The organism is Mesorhizobium sp. L-2-11 (assembly GCF_016756595.1).
In the GTDB taxonomy this organism is placed as follows: domain Bacteria; phylum Pseudomonadota; class Alphaproteobacteria; order Rhizobiales; family Rhizobiaceae; genus Mesorhizobium.
Map to the genome: position 1 here is coordinate 5384979 of NZ_AP023257.1, position 17621 is coordinate 5402599.

At 62.1% G+C, this 17621-nt stretch carries 20 protein-coding genes; 10 read left to right on the forward strand and 10 right to left on the reverse strand.

Features of this window, described 5'->3' with window-relative positions:
* Positions 1–3: 3 nt before the first annotated feature.
* Positions 4–882, reverse strand: a complete 879-nt coding sequence (gene coxB, locus JG739_RS25705; RefSeq protein WP_202363969.1) for a cytochrome c oxidase subunit II — start codon at positions 880–882, stop codon at positions 4–6.
* A gap of 375 nt (positions 883–1257) precedes the next feature.
* Between coxB and JG739_RS25710 the strand changes: the two genes are divergently transcribed.
* Positions 1258–1863: an invasion associated locus B family protein gene (locus JG739_RS25710; protein WP_202363970.1), complete on the forward strand. Its 606-nt coding sequence runs from the start codon at positions 1258–1260 to the stop codon at positions 1861–1863.
* 240 nt (positions 1864–2103) lie between these two features.
* The gene (gene tldD / locus JG739_RS25715; RefSeq protein ID WP_202363971.1) at positions 2104–3516 is read left to right on the forward strand and encodes a metalloprotease TldD; all 1413 of its coding nucleotides are present in this window, start codon (positions 2104–2106) and stop codon (positions 3514–3516) included.
* 152 nt (positions 3517–3668) lie between these two features.
* On the opposite strand, the gene JG739_RS25720 is transcribed toward tldD, so the two are convergent.
* The 4 genes from JG739_RS25720 to JG739_RS25735 all read right to left on the reverse strand — a co-directional run bounded on the left by JG739_RS25720 (position 3669) and on the right by JG739_RS25735 (position 6657).
* The gene (locus JG739_RS25720; protein WP_202363972.1) at positions 3669–4175 is read right to left on the reverse strand and encodes an RES family NAD+ phosphorylase; all 507 of its coding nucleotides are present in this window, start codon (positions 4173–4175) and stop codon (positions 3669–3671) included.
* Positions 4168–4539, reverse strand: a complete 372-nt coding sequence (locus tag JG739_RS25725; RefSeq protein ID WP_202363973.1) for an antitoxin Xre/MbcA/ParS toxin-binding domain-containing protein — start codon at positions 4537–4539, stop codon at positions 4168–4170. The genes JG739_RS25720 and JG739_RS25725 overlap by 8 nt, the downstream gene beginning before the upstream one ends.
* An 85-nt stretch (positions 4540–4624) precedes the next feature.
* On the reverse strand, positions 4625–5866 hold the full coding sequence (locus tag JG739_RS25730; protein WP_202363974.1) for a class I SAM-dependent RNA methyltransferase: 1242 nt from the start codon (positions 5864–5866) through the stop codon (positions 4625–4627).
* The gene (locus JG739_RS25735; RefSeq protein WP_202363975.1) at positions 5863–6657 is read right to left on the reverse strand and encodes a TlyA family RNA methyltransferase; all 795 of its coding nucleotides are present in this window, start codon (positions 6655–6657) and stop codon (positions 5863–5865) included. Before JG739_RS25735 ends, JG739_RS25730 begins: the two co-directional genes overlap by 4 nt.
* A gap of 173 nt (positions 6658–6830) precedes the next feature.
* Between JG739_RS25735 and JG739_RS25740 the strand changes: the two genes are divergently transcribed.
* Positions 6831–7232 (forward strand): GFA family protein, encoded by a 402-nt coding sequence (locus JG739_RS25740; protein WP_202363976.1) that lies wholly within the window; start codon positions 6831–6833, stop codon positions 7230–7232.
* 120 nt (positions 7233–7352) lie between these two features.
* Here JG739_RS25740 and JG739_RS25745 read toward each other — a convergent pair whose 3' ends face one another.
* Complete coding sequence (locus tag JG739_RS25745; protein WP_202363977.1) at positions 7353–8015, reverse strand: FMN-dependent NADH-azoreductase; 663 nt, start codon at positions 8013–8015, stop codon at positions 7353–7355.
* Positions 8016–8113: 98 nt separating this feature from the next.
* Here JG739_RS25745 and JG739_RS25750 point away from each other — a divergent pair, with 98 nt between their 5' ends.
* Positions 8114–8977 carry a LysR family transcriptional regulator gene (locus JG739_RS25750; protein WP_202363978.1) on the forward strand — a complete coding sequence of 288 codons (864 nt, stop codon included), beginning with the start codon at positions 8114–8116 and terminating at the stop codon, positions 8975–8977.
* 133 nt (positions 8978–9110) lie between these two features.
* Here the strand turns inward: JG739_RS25750 and JG739_RS25755 are convergent, their stop codons facing one another.
* The 4 genes from JG739_RS25755 to JG739_RS25770 all read right to left on the reverse strand — a co-directional run bounded on the left by JG739_RS25755 (position 9111) and on the right by JG739_RS25770 (position 12690).
* Positions 9111–9596: a DUF302 domain-containing protein gene (locus JG739_RS25755; protein ID WP_202363979.1), complete on the reverse strand. Its 486-nt coding sequence runs from the start codon at positions 9594–9596 to the stop codon at positions 9111–9113.
* 178 nt (positions 9597–9774) lie between these two features.
* Complete coding sequence (locus tag JG739_RS25760) at positions 9775–10977, reverse strand: MFS transporter (protein ID WP_202367637.1); 1203 nt, start codon at positions 10975–10977, stop codon at positions 9775–9777.
* 96 nt (positions 10978–11073) lie between these two features.
* On the reverse strand, positions 11074–11574 hold the full coding sequence (locus tag JG739_RS25765) for a cupin domain-containing protein (protein ID WP_202363980.1): 501 nt from the start codon (positions 11572–11574) through the stop codon (positions 11074–11076).
* Between the two features lie 201 nt (positions 11575–11775).
* Entirely contained in the window at positions 11776–12690 is a 915-nt protein-coding gene (locus JG739_RS25770) for a LysR family transcriptional regulator (RefSeq protein ID WP_202363981.1), read from the reverse strand.
* A 147-nt stretch (positions 12691–12837) separates the two neighbouring features.
* Here JG739_RS25770 and JG739_RS25775 point away from each other — a divergent pair, with 147 nt between their 5' ends.
* The 6 genes from JG739_RS25775 to JG739_RS25800 all read left to right on the forward strand — a co-directional run bounded on the left by JG739_RS25775 (position 12838) and on the right by JG739_RS25800 (position 17606).
* Positions 12838–13668 (forward strand): 3-hydroxybutyrate dehydrogenase, encoded by an 831-nt coding sequence (locus JG739_RS25775; protein ID WP_202363982.1) that lies wholly within the window; start codon positions 12838–12840, stop codon positions 13666–13668.
* 49 nt (positions 13669–13717) lie between these two features.
* Positions 13718–14803, forward strand: coding sequence for a patatin-like phospholipase family protein (locus tag JG739_RS25780; RefSeq protein ID WP_202363983.1), 1086 nt, complete (start codon positions 13718–13720; stop codon positions 14801–14803).
* 217 nt (positions 14804–15020) lie between these two features.
* Positions 15021–15290, forward strand: coding sequence for a BufA1 family periplasmic bufferin-type metallophore (locus JG739_RS25785; RefSeq protein WP_091595987.1), 270 nt, complete (start codon positions 15021–15023; stop codon positions 15288–15290).
* Positions 15291–15322: 32 nt separating this feature from the next.
* Positions 15323–16351: an MNIO family bufferin maturase gene (gene bufB, locus JG739_RS25790; RefSeq protein WP_202363984.1), complete on the forward strand. Its 1029-nt coding sequence runs from the start codon at positions 15323–15325 to the stop codon at positions 16349–16351.
* Positions 16338–17114 (forward strand): HvfC/BufC N-terminal domain-containing protein, encoded by a 777-nt coding sequence (locus JG739_RS25795; protein WP_202363985.1) that lies wholly within the window; start codon positions 16338–16340, stop codon positions 17112–17114. Before bufB ends, JG739_RS25795 begins: the two co-directional genes overlap by 14 nt.
* Before the next feature lie 36 nt (positions 17115–17150).
* The gene (locus JG739_RS25800) at positions 17151–17606 is read left to right on the forward strand and encodes a DoxX family protein (RefSeq protein WP_244749983.1); all 456 of its coding nucleotides are present in this window, start codon (positions 17151–17153) and stop codon (positions 17604–17606) included.
* Positions 17607–17621: the final 15 nt, after the last annotated feature.

A 17621-nucleotide genomic window follows, 5' to 3' on the forward strand; every position in this document is an offset into this window, starting at 1 on the left:
GCATCAGTTGCCGGCGGCCGCTACCTTGTCTTTGCCGTCGACCTCGGCCATCAGCGCCTTGTTGGCGCCGGGAAGGTCGGTGCCGGCTGCTGCCAGCCAGGTCTTGTACTGGGCGTCGGAGACGACGCGGATCGCGATCGGCATATAGGCGTGGTCCTTGCCGCAGAGCTCCGAGCACTGGCCGTAATAGAGGCCTTCCTTTTCCGCCTTGAACCAGACCTCGTTGATGCGACCCGGAACCGCGTCGGTCTTGATGCCGAAGGACGGCATGGCAAAGGCGTGGATCACGTCCGCCGCCGTCACCAGCACGCGGGTCATGGTGTTGACCGGCACCACCATCTCGTTGTCGACGGCGAGCAGGCGCGGATAGACGCCGCGGTCCTCCTTGCCGGCCGCGGCGCGGTCAGAATCCGCCAGGATCGCCGAGTTGAAGGAAAGCGTGTTTTCGGTCTGGTATTCGTAGTCCCAGTTCCACTGGTTTCCCGTCGCCTTGACGGTCAGCTTGGCTTCCTCCGGCGGCGTGTATTGCGCGGTCAGGAGTTGGAACGAGGGAATGGCGAGCAAGAGCAGGACGACGACCGGCCCAACAGTCCAGATCACTTCGATCAGCGTGTTGTGGCTGGTGCGCGACGGGATCGGGTTGACGCTGGCGCGGAACTTCAGGATGCAATAGGCGATGAGAAAGAGCACGAAGAGGGTGATCGGCACGATGAACCACAGCGTATAGTGCTCGAACCAGGCGATCTGCCGCATCATCTCGGTGGCGGCGGGCTGGAAGCTCACCTCCCACGGCGCAGGCTGGGCCGCATGGGCGGACGCGCCGGTGAACAGTGTGGCGGCAGCGCTTGCCAGGAATTTGGCGCCTGCTAGGAATTTTCTCATTGCCGTCATTATCTCCCAGTTCCTCGCGATCGGACCGCAAGGATATCGAACAACGCCGGGACGGGAATCCCGGAAAGTCCCGAGGCTGGTTCAAACCATACTCTATTTGCCTCTGCAAGAAAGGAGCGGGCGAAACCGTGCGGCATTTTTGCGCGCAAGCGCAGCTGCGCCTTGTGGCGGCGGCCGCGGCGGTGGCGTACCCGCGAATGTCCGAGCGGCGGAGTGTCTCGGCAAAATCCGCCGGGCCGTCGCAATTCGGGCGAATTTGGCACTGAAAAGCGCACAATTGCCTTGGTCGAGGCAGGCCGGCAGTGGTCTCATCCTTTACTTGCCCTTGGCGCGGCTTAAAGTGCCGTGATTCGCAATGGAGCCGTCATGAACTCTTGGCTTTGGGGACTTGGGCATTCGAGACTTGGGGTTTCGCGATTGGGGCTTTCGACAAGCTTGGCGAAGGTCATCCTTCTCGCTGCCGTGTCTGGCGTTGGCCTGGCTGGGATCGGCCTGTCCTATGTTGGCTCGTTTGGCGTCAGCCACGCCAATGCCGCGCAGCCAAGCGGCAAGGTGCGGACGACGCATGGCGCATGGTCGATCATCTGCGACACGCCGGTCGGCGCCACATCGGAACAATGCGTTATGATGCAGAACGTCGTCGCCGAAGACCGTCCCGAGATGGGGCTTTCCGTCGTCGTGCTGCGCACTGCCGACAACAAGGCCGAAATCCTGCGGGTGCTGGCGCCGCTCGGCGTGCTGTTGCCCAACGGGCTCGGCCTCAATGTCGACGGCAAGGACATCGGCCGGGCCTATTTCGTGCGCTGCTTCCAGGACGGCTGCTATGCCGAGGTCATTCTCGAAAAGCCACTGCTCGACACGCTGAAGACCGGAACGTCAGCCACCTTCATCGTCTTCCAGACGCCGGAGGAAGGCATTGGCATCCCGGTTGAGCTCAAGGGTTTCGCCGACGGTTTCGCCGCCCTGCCTTGACGGGGCGAGAGGCCCAAAACCCTGCTGACGAAAATGAGATTGTGACCGCCTTGGGCTACAGCGCCGCGCGTCCAAGGACGCGCAAAGGACGCTGTAGCGCTTTGATTTTGCGCATGATCCTTTCCGAAAATCGATTCCGATTTTCGGAGTCATGCACGGACAATGGTCATTGCCGATTGTCTGGGCGCACCTTCGCGCCTACATCGTGAGGACATTCTCTTTCCACGGACGGACCGCGCCATGAACAGCCTGATCGGCCAATTCGACATTTCCGACGATCGCATCAAGCAGATCGTCGCCGAGACCATCAACGGCGCCGATGACGGCGAACTGTTCCTCGAATACAGCGAGAGCGAAGCGCTGATGTTCGACAATGGCCGGCTGAAGACCGCCAATTTCAACACAGACCAAGGTTTTGGCCTGCGCGCGGTCGCCGGCGAAGCGAGCGGCTACGCGCATTCCAGCGATCTTTCGGAAGCGTCGCTGCTGCGCGCGGCCGACGCCGTCTCGACGGTCAAGAGCGGCTATTCCGGCACGCTTGCTGCGGCTCCCGCCCGCACCAACCGCCATCTCTATGGCGACGACAACCCGATCCCCTCGCCCTCCTTCGAGGCCAAGGCAAAGCTGCTTCAGGAAATCGATGCGTGGCTGCGAGCCGAGGATCCGCGCGTGCGGCAGGTGACGGCGTCGCTCGCCGCCTCCTGGCAGCATGTCGAGATCGTGCGTGCCGACGGCCAGATGGTGCGCGACATCCGCCCGCTGGTCAGGATCAATGTGTCGGTGGTGGTCGGCGACGGCGACCGCCAGGAGAGCGGCTCCCACGGCATGGGCGGGCGCAAAGGGTTTGGCGAATTCCTGGTCGAGGAGAGTTGGAAGCACGCCGCCAAGGAAGCGCTGCGGCAGGCGCTGGTCAACCTCGAGGCCATCCCGGCGCCGGCGGGTACGTTCGACATCGTGCTGTCCAGCGGCTGGCCGGGCGTCATGCTGCACGAGGCCGTCGGCCACGGGCTGGAAGGCGACTTCAACCGCAAGAAGACATCGGCCTTCGCCGGGCTGATGGGCCAGCAGGTGGCCGCCAAGGGCGTCACCGTTGTCGACGACGGCACCATGGCCGAGCGGCGTGGCTCGCTGACAGTCGATGACGAAGGCACGCCGTCGGCCCGCAACGTGCTGATCGATGACGGCAAGCTTGTCGGCTACATGCAAGACCGCCAGAACGCCCGGCTGATGGGCATGAACGCGACCGGCAACGGACGGCGCGAAGGCTATGCGCACCAGCCGATGCCGCGTATGACCAACACCTACATGACTTCAGGCGATATGGAGCCGAACGAAATCATCGCCTCGGTCAAGAACGGCATCTATGCCGTCTCCTTCGGCGGCGGCCAGGTCGACATCACCTCGGGCAAGTTCGTGTTCGGCTGCACCGAGGCCTACATGATCGAGAATGGTAAGGTAACGCAGCCGATCAAGGGCGCCATGCTGATCGGCAACGGGCCGGATGCCATGCATCGGGTTTCGATGATCGGCAACGACATGAAGCTCGACACTGGCATCGGCATGTGCGGCAAGGCCGGCCAGGGCGTGCCGGTCGGCGTCGGCCAGCCGCATCTCAGGATGAACCAGATGACGGTCGGCGGCACACGGGTTTGATAGAACGGCCGCGCCAGCTATTGTGGTCGCGAAAACCGGTCCCTCTCAGCCGCTGCCGCCCGCGATCCTTGGCAAGTGACTGTAAGGGTGGCGGGAACGGCCAGAGCGGCGTGCAAGAAGCATAGCCGTCTGCCGGCCAGTTTCGAACTACCCTAAAGCCATGAAGCCGGCGTTTTCGGCAGGCGATGGTCGGGGTCGATGACCTTCAGACGGGGTGCGTTGCTCTCGTTCCATCGCCACAGCGCGACGCATGTGCCGCCCGGCGACATGAAGGAGGGGTAGATCACGCCGTGCTGCCCATCGGCAAGCAGGCGATCTCTCAGCGTGTGCGTCTCCGGCACCAGGCCTTGATCCATGATGTCGCGCCATTCACATCGGTGAATGTCTGCCTTCACGCCGAGCTTGGTCAGCACGTCAGTGTCCGTCAGATCGGCCAGCCGCGCGCCTGAAAGTGCGAGTTGCGCAATCAGCGCCGGATGTTGGACAAAGCCCTGATTGTACTCCGCCCAAGCAGTGGACAATTCCCGTGCGGCATAGATTGTCGGGGTGCCTCCCGGGTTCCAGCGACCGCCAAAGCGGGCCGCTCCTTCGCCGGAAAGCGCCAGATGCGCCCAACGCGGCACGAAGGCACGCCATAGGCTCAGTCTGTTTTCAGGCATAGATGCCGGAGCGGACTGCCTCCAGATAGGCAAGCACCTTGTCCGACTTGCCCTCTCGAACGAGATCGTAGGCGGTCTTTCCCGCCCAGCCGGGGATCGGCTGATGCTTGAACCAGATCGCCGCGCGCTGTTCATCGCCGGCCATCTCGCCTGCCATCGCCAGGATACGGACAATCGGACTCAATGCGGCGTCGACCTTGCGCGCGCTGGTCTTGGCGGCAAGCGTGTTGCGCGCGACGCCGATCAGGCCCGCCAGTTCGGTCAGATTGACGCCCAGCAGTTCAGCCACCCGTCTTGCCGAAAGAAATGGCGTCCGCTCGTCGCCAAATTGCGATGCTCTGATATCGAGAGCTGCGGTATTCATAACAGATTCCCAGCGCATTTTGAACAGAATACGCTCAAAATATGCTCATTTTACGCGAAATTCAAGCCCAACAAATGTGGACCTGTTACCGCCTTCGCTTTGGCTTCTCCAGAAGCGCGACGGTCTCGACATGCGGCGACCACAGGAACTGATCGATCGGCGTCACACTTTTCAGGGCGTAGCCGCCGTCGATGAGGATGCGCAGGTCGCGCGCCAGCGTCACCGGATTGCAGGAAACCGCGGCGACCAGCGGCACGTCGGAACGGGCAATCTGCTTCGACTGGTCCTCGGCGCCGGCGCGGGGCGGATCGAACACAATGCCGTCGAAGGCATTCAACTCCTTGAATGTGAGCGGCCGCCGGAACAGGTCGCGGCGTTCGCTGGTCACGCGCTTCAGACCGCTGGCGAAACGGAACGCCCGGTCGAGCGCCGAAAGCGCTGCCGCGTCACCCTCCACCGCATGGACTTCCGACTTGGCGGCGAGGCGCAGCGCAAAGCTGCCGCAGCCGGCGAAGAGATCGGCGACCTTTTTGGCGCGCGCGAGGTGCCGGCCGACGATGTCGGCCATCGCCTGCTCGGCGGCTTCGGTGGCCTGCAGGAAGGCGCCCGGCGGCACCGCGACGGCGATGTCGCCGAACATGACAACCGGCTTTTTGGGCTCGATGATGATCTCGCCATCGATCGAAAGCCTTGCCAGCCCCTGAGCGATGACGAAATTGGAGGCGACGCGGCGCTGGTTTTCGCCAAGCTTGCCGGACTCGTGAACCGCGACATCGAGGCCGGAAGCGGTCGCCGTGACTGTCATGCGGAACGATTTCGTCGTTGCGCAAACCAATTCGGCGAGTGCTGTCAGACGGTCGAGCTTTGCGACGATGTCGGGCAGCGAGATCGGGCATTCCTCAATGGAAATGACCTCGGACGACAGCGCCCGAACGAAGCCGAGCAGCATGCCGGCCTCGCTGCGTCGGGCGGTGAACACGACGCGCCGGCGCGTCTGCGGCGCGCACGGCACCAGCGCGTCAATGTCGCAAGTGATGCCCTTGCTGTTAAGCGCATGCGCAACCTTGTCACGCTTCCACCGATGATAGGCTTCGGCTTCAAGATGCTGGATGGCGCAGCCGCCGCATTCGGTGAAATGCCGACAGGCAGGGTCGATGCGAAGCGGCGAAGCCTGCAGCACCGACATCAGCGTGGCACGATCCTTTTCGCGCGCGGCGGTGACGGTTTCACCGGGCAGCGTGAACGGAATGAAAAGCTCGCCGGTTTCGGTCTCGGCGACGCCGTCGCCCTGGGAGCCCAGCCGTGTGATCGTGAAGCGCGCGGTCATCGGCCTCCGATCCCCCTCTTCTCGATACCGGCGTCCTTGATCCCGGCGAGCAGGAACTCGCGGTTGCCGTCGCCGCCTTCGATCGGCGACAGATGCAGTCCGAGCGAGCGCCAGCCGGGGACGCCGTCGAGCCAATCCTGCAGCAGGCCGGCAATCCGCGCAGCATCGTATGGGTCTTTCAGCAAGCCGCCCTTGCCGATCGCCTCGCGGCCCGCCTCGAATTGCGGCTTGACCAGAAATATTGCTTTGGCGCCACTCCTGGCAATGGCGAGCGCCGGCGGCAGCGCCAGTTTCAACGAGATGAAGCTGACATCGGAGACGATGAAATCCGGAATGCGATCGGCGAGATCGGCAGCGGAAAGATCACGGGCGTTCAATCCCTCGATGACCGTCACACGCGGATCGCCAGCGATCTCCGGATGTATCTGGCCATGCCCGACATCGATTGCCGTGACATGTGCGGCGCCGCGTTCGAGCAACACCTGAGTGAAGCCTCCAGTCGAGGCGCCGACGTCGAGCGCTTCGCTGCCGGCTGGACCGAGACCGAAATGGTCGAGCCCGGCGATCAGCTTCAGCGCAGCACGCGACACATAGCGCTGCGCCGGATCATCGACTTCTATGAGGCAATCAGCCCGGACGGTCTGGCCGGGCTTGCGGGCGATGATGCCGTCAACCGTCACTGTGCCGCGCTCGATCGCGTCGCGGGCGCGAGAGCGGCTGGCGAACAGGCCGCGCGCGACGAGGAGTTCGTCGAGCCGCTGGCGTGTGCTGGCTGGCAAAGGGGAGTTCATCGGCCTTCATGGCGAAAGCCTGTCGCGAAGGCAAGGATATTGGGTAAGACAACGAACATCTTGTGAAAGCGGCGAGCGCATCAGCCTACGCCTCAATCTGTTGAATATCGCAGCGGGTCCGGCACAATGTTGGGAACAATGCTCGTGTTGCTGCCAGAGGGTGAGGAGGACGAATGCTGACCGGAACCTGCCATTGTGGCGCGGCCCATTGGACTTTGGAGGGCGATCTCGGCTCGATCACCGCCTGCAACTGCACGCTTTGCCGCCGCTATGGCGCGCTATGGGCTTACGATTATGTTGACGAACGCATCCATCTTGCGGGACCGACAAGTGCATATACGCGCGCCGGAAAGGATACCCCGTCGCTCGAGATTCTGTTCTGTCCGACATGCGCCTGTGTGCTGGCCTGGCGTGGCTTGCGCGCCAGTGCCGCCGGTCGCACTCGGATCGCCGTCAATGTCAGGCTTGCGCCGCCTGACGCCGTCGCCGACCTCCCAATCGACCATTTCGATGGTCTCCATACCTTCGAGGACCTGCCGCGCGATGGCCGCTGCGTGCGCGATATGTGGTTCTGATGCATGTCGCGCAAAAGCCTGCCCTCGGGCTTGACCCAAGGGTGCTCCGTCGCACCATAAAGGCGGCCTTCCCGGCGAGTCTCCAGAGCCGCCCTTCTTTCCGCAGCAAGCGCTTCATAATCATGCAATCGCCTCTGTTGTCCGCGCCAGCAGGTCTTCCGCCAACCGTGACGCGGCCCCCCGTGCATCCTGGCGAGCGGCATGATCAAGATCGGGTCCAAAGAGGGTCTTCTGCATGATTAGACTGCGGACATCTTCGATACCGATGAAGCGCAACCACGCTTCTATATAGGGCTTTTGAAAGTCAAAGCTCTGCGCCGGAGTGATGGACTGCGCCGCATAGTCGAGGCCTCGCGCATAGACGACCACCGCGATCTTGTCCCGGAGCAGCCCTGCGAACCCGTGTTCAGGATCGAACGAGAAAAGGATGCCCTTCTGCGATACCAGGTCGATGAACTGCTTGAGCTTGTAGGGAATGCTGAAATTCCACAGGGGCGTCGACAGCAGGACAATATCCGCCCAGTGCAGTTGTTGCGCCAATTCTTGCAATGTGGCCCATGCCTGCTGTTGAGAGGGGGTAAGCGGCGTGCCGCTGAGCCCCGCATATTTGGCCAACATCGCGTCCTCACCGAATTCGGGGAGGTCGACATCCCATAGGTCGAGCATTGAAATCGCCAGGTCGGGTCGCCGAGCACGACAGCTTTGGACAAAGGCCTCGGCGACCTCACGCGAGGCGGAACGCTCTTTGCGAGGCGAGGAAACGATATGCAGCAGCTTGGTCATGGATCATCCTTGCTCATTGTGACGAACCGCATTGCGTCATATTTTAATTCGATATAAAAATTGAGATTGTCGACAATATTCATCATGGATCAGAATATATGCTGGAATTGGTCCTGCTCAGGACGTTCGTCGCCGTGTTCGACGAAGGCGGCTTCAGTCGGGCAGCAGCGCGACTGAACCTTACGCAGTCGGCGGTCAGTGGGCACCTGCGCCGTCTCGAAGAGCAGGTCGGAAAGCCGTTACTCAGAAGGACGACGCGCTCGCTGGAGATGACACAAGATGGCGAGCGCCTGCTCGCCTATGCCCGGGCGATGCTCGCCCTTAACCGGGATGCCTTGGCCGATCTGGCGCAGGCACCCTTTCACGGCAGAGTTCGCGTCGGCCTCTCGGAAGACTTCGCACAGGTCCCCATCCTTCGCGCCTTGCAGGCATTCGGCGCTGATCGCCGCGGATTGCAGGTCGAGGTGCAGGTCGGGATTCCGGGTGCGCTGCTCTCGAAGATGAAGGAGGGCAATATCGAACTGGTGCTCGGGTCACAGTGTGAGGGTGAGGAGATGGGGCGCCTCCTGTGGCGCGAGCCTCTTGTCTGGGCGTGGGCGGATCATACCGGCGTGGATCTTCCCGACCCGCTGCCGTTGGCCGTGTTGCCGGAACCTTGCCCCTACAGGGAAGTGGCCCTTGAACGGCTTGCCAAGGCCGGGATCAGCCAGCGCACGGTGATGATCTGCACCAGCAACGCCAGCCTGAGGGCGGCTGCCATCTCAGGCTTCGCTGTAGCGCCGATGACAGTCAGTCAGCTGAGAAACGGCCTGGTCAGGGTACCCGAAAGCCACGGCCTGCCAGAGTTGCCAGAAGCGCAGTTCAGGCTATTTGCCGCATCGAAAGGCGATACTCCCGTCCTCGAAGAACTGGCGAATGCCATCATGAACGCCGTTCCTCGAAGGCACGCTGGCGAGGAGTGAACTCGCACCGGCGCTTGGCCGTCTCGGTCTGATGCTTGGGTAGGAGGGTGTCACGTCTCATAGGAACCAAATCCGTGGCGGCGGAAAACTTTGGGGCCGGACATCTGCCGGAAGGCCGGCCCCGCTTCATGGGTCATTTCTCGATGCTGGAGGTGACGGACTGGATCACTTCGGTCGCCATCTTGAATTCCCTGGTGCGGCTTTCGATGCCGTGGCGCCTGGCGATGTAGTCGAAGTCGGTGTAGGCCGCGTAGACCGAGCCATCAGCCGTCTGGTAAACGACGACGCGCACCGGCCAGTCGAGGCCGGCTTTCGGGTTCGCGGTGATGAAGGTCGTGCCGAGTGCCGGGTTGCCGAACATGATGAGCCGCGACGGCCTGACGACGTTGCCGGCGGCGTTGCCGAGCTTGGCCTGGTCGATGACACCGAACAACGTGATGCCCTTGTCGGCGACATCCTTCTTGATCCGCGACACGGTCTCTGCAACCGAATAGCCGCTCTTGACTGTGATGACGCCGTCGGACGCCATCTCAGCGTTCGCCTGGGCCAGAAACCCCGGGGTGGCAAGCGTCAAGACAAGCGCCGTCGCCGCGAGGGTTGATTTGACTGAATTGATCATTTCTCTTTCTCCGTGAGTGAAGCCGGTCCGATGACAGGCTGGAAGAAAGGATGCGGAAAGGCTCGGCGGATTGATAATGCCGTTTGCTGCCTGAATTGATGAGTGCGGCGTATGGCTGGCAGGTTCCATGGAAATGCCGCCGCTCATTAGCGGCGGTAAACGTCGAGATGAAGCTGGATCAGACGCGTGGCGCCGTCAGCGGGCGGGCGATTATCGTTGCCGCGATCAGGGCGGCGACGAGAACGACAACACAAGTGGTCCAGCCGAGCCGGTCATAGACCTGGCCAAGGACGAAGCTGCCGACCAGCCCGCCGGAATAATATGAAGCAAGATAAATACCGCTCGCCGCGGCCTTGTCGCGGGCGGCGACGCGGCTGACATGGCCAGTCGCGATCGCCTGCGCCAGGAATGTTCCGATGGCAATCAGGGCCATGCCCGCAAGAACGATCGGCAGATTTGGAGTGAGCAGCGCCAGAAGGCCGGCGATGGCAATGCCGAGCGTCAGGACGATGCCGTTGGCTGGACCGAACCGCCTTGCCACGCGGCCGGCGAGCGGGGTTGTCAGCATCGACGGCAGAAATACGAAATAAACGAGACCGAGCGCCATCGGCGACAGGGCCAGCGGTGCTGCGGCCAGTTGGAAATTCACATATGTAAACGTGCCGATGAAGACGAACAGAATCAGGAAGCCGATCGCGAAGCTGCCGCGCAGTTCTCGGTTCTTGAAGTGGGCTTTCCAGGCGCCGCCGACAGGAGGATGGTCGGCGTCGATTCGCATCATGCGGTCGGTCTTCTTCAGAGTCAGCCAGACCAGCAACGCGCCGGCAATATTTAGGGCAGCGAAGGTCAGGAAGTTGATGGAGATGCCAAAGCCGTCCGCAACAGCCGCCGAAAGGATGCGGCCGAAGAAGTTGCTGGCGACGTTTCCGGTGACGTAGGCGGCGAGCGCGCCTGCCGCCTGGCCGGGTGAGAAATGCTCGGCGAGGTAGGCGATCGTCAGCGTGAAGGCCGCCGACATGCACAGGCCCTGCAGGACGCGCAGGAGGGCAAACATTGCGATGCTGTCGGTTATCGAAAGTAGCGCGGTCGGTATGGCGAGCACGACAAGGCTGAACCATATCCCGTTGCGCCGGTCGATGTTGCGGCCGAGTAGCGCCACCGCGACGCCGGCGATCGCCATTCCAAAGGTGCTGGCGTTCACCGCGAAACCCATCGTTGCGCGGCTGACGCTGAATTTGACGACGAGCGAGGGAAGGATCGCCTGCGCGGCGAAAAGGTCGACGAGCGTCAGAAATGCGATCAAGGCAATGATGCCGAAGCGCAGGCTGTCCGTCGACACCCTGCGGAGCTTCGAGGCAACGGCTTCGTCATAGCTGGCCATCGGAATTTTTCCGTGCATGGTTCGACGCTCCCGAACGGGACCGGGAACGTCGATCGAGGTTGAGGGGTCAATAAAGCGGGACGCGCTGCGGTCCGGTTACATCGCGCCGTGGGCGTCCATGTCCGGCGGCAGGATGTCGGCCGAATAGAGCACGGCAGGAACCGAACCGTTGTTCTTCCACCAATGCGCGAGCTGGCCGAACTCGGCGGTGGCTTCGCCGGCCTTGTGCTCGATCGCCACCTTGCAGGTGTTGCTGTATTCGCTGATCGCGCCCTCGACGACCAGGATATTTGCCGGACGCGTGGAGTGGTCGTGCCACGGCACGACGCCGCCGGGCTGCACGACGAGCTTGCGCAGACGGAACCTATTGCCCTTCCAGGCGTCGCCCTTCGTGCTGAGGTCGATCGTGCTGATGACCTCGTCGGTGACACCTTCCGGCGCGCTCGGCATCGACTGCACGGCATTGGTGGCGACCTGGTCGACTGGGCATTCGCCGGCGTGGGCAGGTGCTACAGCGAAAGCCGCGGCCGAAGCGAGCAGGCCGAACCCAAGAACAAGTTTGATCGGGTTGTGAGGTGCTATGACTTTCAGAAACATTTTGCGGTTCTCCTTTTATCGAGCCCGGCAATGGGGATTCATGCGGGGCGTGATGTGGAGATTGGACGAGCACGGCGGCCAAGAGAAATGCCGGGTACTTCTAAATTCCATAGCCTGAAGCTATCGCGTGAGCCTGGGCGCAGTCATACCGGCTCGCATCCGAACCGCAGGCGTACTCCTGCGTAGTCGACGGAGTTTCGATTACGCGGCGGAACGGCGCATCGAAACCGGTGATGCGCCCTCTGCCCAGCCATAGGATTTGACCGCACCGACAAATGTCGACACCGCGGGCGAGAAGCGGCGGCCGGCGACGGTGACGAGGCACACATCGCGGGTCACCTCCGGCTCTGTCACCGGCCGCACCTGCAGCCCTGGAATCACGGCGGTGTATTCGGGGAGGAAACAGATGCCGAGCCCTCCGGCAACCATATTCTGGATCCAGTCCTCTCGCTCGCTAGAATAGGAGATGCGAAGCTTCACTCCGCGCTCGACGCAAAGATGAGAGAGATGGTCCCAATACTCGCAGTTGACACGTCTCAGATAGATCTCGCCGTCGATCGCGCTGATTGGCACGGTCTCGTGCTGCGTCAGCCGATGGCCGGTCGGGAACGCCAGCATGAAGCGTTCGCGAAAGAGAGGCGTCACGTCGAAGCGTTCCGGGAAGTTTTCGCTCGACGACATGATTGCGACGTCGATCTCGCCCGCCTCGAGCAGTTGTGAAAGCCGGCTTGGTACCCCTTCAACCAACTGCAACTGAATTCCCTTGTGGCGCATGTTGAAATCCGTGAGCAACCCGGTGAAGCGGCGCGGGCCGATCGTGCACATGATGCCGACCTTCAGATGCGCGTCCTTGAGGCAAAGGAAGCGCGAGGCTTCCTGATGGACGCCGCTCAGTTCATCAAGGATCTGTTGGAAACGCGGCCGAAGCAGCGCGCCAAGGTCGGTGATGTGGGTCAGATTGCGCTCGCGCCGGAACAAAAGGCCGCCTACCTCGTCCTCGAGCTGCTGGATCGCGCGGCTGAGCGCCGGCTGGGTGACGTTGCATTTCTCGGCGGCGCGCGTGAAGTTCCGCGTATCGCAGACGGCGAGGAAATATCGGATGTGGTGGATGTCCATGCCAATCCCCTAGCGCGCCCGAGCCTTCTCCAACCAATGCAATGGACGCATGGATTTGATAGCACAGCGGCATTTTATTGTTGAGCGCGCATCGCTCAAGGTCCCGCAGAACAGCCGCAGCGTTGCGGCACATCAACGGAGGCCGAAATGCTCAACGTCAGCAAACCTGAAACCGATACGCTTGCGATGCGCCGCCCCCTGGAAGGCCGGACGGCGATCGTGACCGGCTCGACCAGCGGCATCGGCCTCGGCATCGCCCGCGCCCTGGCGCAGAACGGTGCTGCCGTCATGCTGAACGGGTTCGGGGATCCGGTGGAAATCGAAACGCAGCGTGCCGCCTTGGCCGAGGAAAATGATGTCGACGTCGCTTACGACAACGCTGACATGTCGAACCGCGACGCTATCCACATGATGGTGGAACGGGCCGTTGCACGCTTCGGCCAGATCGACATCGTGATCAACAACGCTGGCATACAGCATGTTGCGCCAGTCAGCGAATTTCCCGTCGCCAAATGGGACTCGATCCTGGCGATCAACCTGAGTTCGGCTTTCCATCTGATCCAGGCGACGTTCGAGCCGATGAAGGGTCGCGGCTATGGCCGCATCATCAACATCGCTTCCGCCCATGGGCTAATCGCCTCGCCTTTCAAATCAGCCTATGTCGCCGCCAAGCACGGCATGGTCGGGTTGACGAAGGTGGTCGCTCTCGAGGGCGCCGAGTACGGCGTGACTTCGAACGCGATCTGTCCAGGCTATGTCTGGACGCCGCTCGTCGAGAAACAAATCGAGGATCAGGCGAAGTCGCACAACATCGCCCGCGACGCCGTTATCCGCGACATCTTTCTGAAGAACCAGCCGACCAGGCGCTTTGCGACTGTAGAAGAAATGGGAGCGCTTGCGGTGTTTCTCTGCAGTGACTGCGCAGCTTCGATCACCGGCACAGCCTTGCCGATCGACGGCGGCTGGACTGCGCACTGAGCGCACCGTCATCGTCAAACGTCTGCAATTTTACGCGAGGAGGTACCCGATGAACACTCATGCCGACGCTGTGAAGCTTGCCTCCAGCCAATCGGAACCGGCCGCGCCCAGCGTGGTCCGCGGGAAGCGGACGATCAACCTCGCGCTTCAGGGCGGAGGCGCGCACGGCGCCTTCACATGGGGTGTCATCGATCGGCTCCTTGACGAGGAGAGCTTGTCCTTCGAGGGGGCCGTCGCAACCAGCGCCGGGGCCATGAACGCGGCGGTGCTTGCCTACGGACTCGCCGAAGGCGGACGCCGCGGCGCGCAGAAGGCGCTTGCGAATTTCTGGCGCCGCGTCAGCCACGCGGCGGCCTTCAGCCCCCTGCAGCCGACCCTGCTTGACAAGATGGCCGGGTCGCGTTCGCTCGAATACTCCCCGGCCTTCCTGATGCTCGACATGGTGACGCGGCTGATGTCGCCCTATCAGTTCAATCCCTTGAACTTCAATCCGCTGAAAAAAGTTCTCGAGCAGTCTATCGATCTGGATGCCGTCCGCATGTCGCGCTGTCCGCTGAAACTCAACATCTGCGCGACCAATGTGCGGACCGGGAAGGTCAAGGTTTTCTCCAATGACGAGCTGTCGATCGACGCCATCATGGCGTCGGCATGCCTGCCGTTCCTGTTCCAAGCCGTCGAGATCGACGGCGAGGCCTATTGGGACGGCGGTTATATGGGAAATCCGGCAATCTTCCCGCTGATCTATTCCTGCGACACGCCGGACGTGCTGATCGTACACATCAATCCTATAGAACGCGCCGAACTGCCGCGCTCGGCGACGGACATCCTTAATCGCATCAACGAGATAAGCTTCAACTCTTCGCTCTTGCGGGAAATGCGGGCGATCGCCTTCGTCACGCAACTGATCGACTCGGAGGCCGGCCAGGCGCTCGACCTCAAGCGCATCTTCGTCCACGGCATTTCGGATGACGAGACCATGAAAAAGCTTGGCGTCTCCAGCAAGCTCAATGCCGATTGGGGCCTGCTTACGGATCTTCGCGACCGCGGCCGTGAACGCGCCGAGGAATGGCTCGAAGCCAACTATAACCACATCGGACAGCGTTCCACGGTGGACATCCACGAACGCTATCTCTGACAACAACTCCCGGCCGGCATTATCCCCTCTGGATGCCGGTTCGCTGAGCCCTCCGGCAACCCTCCCGGAGGGCTCTTTTTATGCAGCCGGCGCATACAGCGCGTCTATCGAAACCATGCCAAGACAGCATTTCAGTTGATGGCTGCGATCGAAGAGAGTGGCTTCAGACGGGCTGATCGCCGGTCTGAACTAAACACAAACCCAGGAGACGGAAATCATGATCAATACCAAATCGCTCATCGGCTCGGCTTTGGCCGCGGCTACCACGCTCGCCGCCAGCGCTGCCTTCGCCGGTCCGGCCGCTCAGCCGGAGTTCTCGTTCGAAAAGTGCTACGGCGTCGTCAAGGCCGGCCAGAACGATTGCCAGACCGCCACGCATTCTTGCGCCGGGACCTCGACCGCCGACAACCAGTCCGACGCATGGATCTATGTGCCGGCCGGCACTTGCGGAAAGCTTGCCAGCGGCAGCACCGAACCCAAGGCCTGATCCACTCCCACGCAACCCAATGGAGACGACTGATGCCCAATAAGCTCCCCACCCTCCCAATTCCGCAAGCTGCGGGCATCGGTCTTCGCTCGCCGCACATTGCTGAAATGCTGAGCCGCCGCCCGTCGGCGGGTTGGTTGGAGGTTCATGCCGAAAACTACATGGGCGGTTCTGCTGCCGTCGCCGCGCTCGAAAATCTGCGTGAGACCTACCCCCTTTCTGTTCACGGCGTAGGGCTGTCTCTCGGCAGCGCTTCCGGCGTCGACCGCGACCATCTGGAACGCATGCGCAAGGTATGCGTGCGCTTCGAACCCGATCTTGTTTCCGAACACCTCGCCTGGAGCGGCGCCGATGGCGCCTACCTCAACGACCTTTTGCCGCTCCGTTACGACGAAGCAGCGCTGGCGATCGTCGCCAACAATATCAAGCTCGTTCAGGACACTCTGAAGCGCCGCATCCTGATTGAAAATCTCTCTGCCTATATCGAGGTCAGCGGTTCGACGATGACGGAGGCCGAGTTCTTGGCCGAGCTTGTGAAGCGCACGGGATGCGGCCTGCTTCTCGACGTGAACAACGTCTACGTTTCCGCCCACAATCTCGACTTCGACGCGGCTGCGTTCATCGAGGTGCTGCCTGCCGAGGCGATCGGCGAGATCCATCTGGCAGGCCATGCCGTCAACGACGTTGGCGATGACACGGTCCTGATCGACGACCACGGCTCGCGTGTGCCGCCCGCCGTGTGGTCACTCTATGCCGGCGCGATCGAGAAATTCGGCCCGCGCCCCACGCTGATCGAATGGGATACGGATGTGCCAGTGCTCGACGTGCTGCTGGGCGAAGCAATGTGGGCGGATATGCTTGCCGCTTCGATCGCCTTCCGCAAGCGGCAGGATTCCCTTCCTGTTTCCGCGCCGAAGCAGTCCGCTCCAGGCACCGTCGTTCCGTTCGAACGCGATGCACCGCGCGGCCAGATGCCGGTGCTTGCCGCTTTCGATGCGATCAAGCCCGCGCGTCTCGCTGCTGACCGTGACGTCAGGAGGAACCGCCATGCTGCCGCTTGAGCATCTGCAGAACATCATCGCGCAGTCCGTGCTTGGCAACCCGCAATTCGGCCTTTCGTCGCTCGTTTCAGCGGGCCGCGCCGATCCATGCCGACGGCTGCGCATCTATGAGAACAATACCCGCGCCTCGCTGACAGCGACGCTGATGGCCGTATTTCCAGTCGTCGTTCGCATGGTCGACGAGCGGTTCTTCCGCTATGCCGCAAGCGAGTTCATTCGTCAGCATCCCCCCGGCGAGCCAAGGCTGGTGCGCTACGGCTCCGACTTCCCGCGCTTCCTCGGGACCTTCGAAGGTCTGGCTGAAATGCCCTTCGTCGCGGAAACGGCGCGGCTTGAATGGGCGATCGCCGAGGCGCTTGATGCGGCATCACTGCCGGCCCTGAACCTGGCGGCACTGGATGGCGAAGCCTCGAGCTCGACCCTAGAACTGATGCTCCAACCATCCTTGCGCCTCGTTATGTCGCATTGGCCGGTACTGTCGATCTGGTCGGCGCATCAGAACGGAGGCGTTCCGGATCAAGCTGATGTCTGGCAGCGCAAAGCCGAGCGCATCGCGCTCTGGAGGCACGGCGACAATGTACGCTTCGCGCGCCTCACGAGCGCCCAGTTCTCGTTCCGCCATTCTCTGAAAAATGGCCTCGGCCTGGAGAGGGCCGTTTCACGCGCCCTCACGCACGAACCGACGTTCGATGTCCTCGGCGCCCTCGTCAGCCTGTTCGGCGAAGGCTTGGTGACCGGCATCGGCTTCGACCACCCGCAGTAAACGAAAATGGAGAGACCAATGAGCGTGACCCGCGAAATGCCTTCAACCAGTGGCCGCAGCCTAGCCGCCGCCTACCGCAGGGCTCTGAACCTGGCGGGCAGCATACCCCTTTCTCTCGTTCAGCTGGCGGGTCGCGTCGCGGTCGCCCACGTGTTCTGGCAATCGGCCCAGACCAAGCTCGCTTCCTGGCCGGTAACGCTGCAGCTTTTCGCGTTTGAATATAATCTGCCGCTGATCGACCCGGCGCTAGCGGCTTCGCTCGCGACAGCCGCCGAAATCATCGGCGCCGCATTGCTTTTCCTCGGCCTGTTCTCGCGCCTCGGCGCGCTGATGCTGCTCGGGGTAGTCGCGGTGATCCAGACCTTCGTCTATCCGGGACACTGGGGCGAACACCTCATGTGGAGTTCGCTGCTGCTGCTCATTTTGGCTCGCGGCGCAGGCGTCGTATCGTTGGATTATCTGGTCGACGGCTATTTCCGTCGCGGAGCGTGAACAATGCTGCGCCGA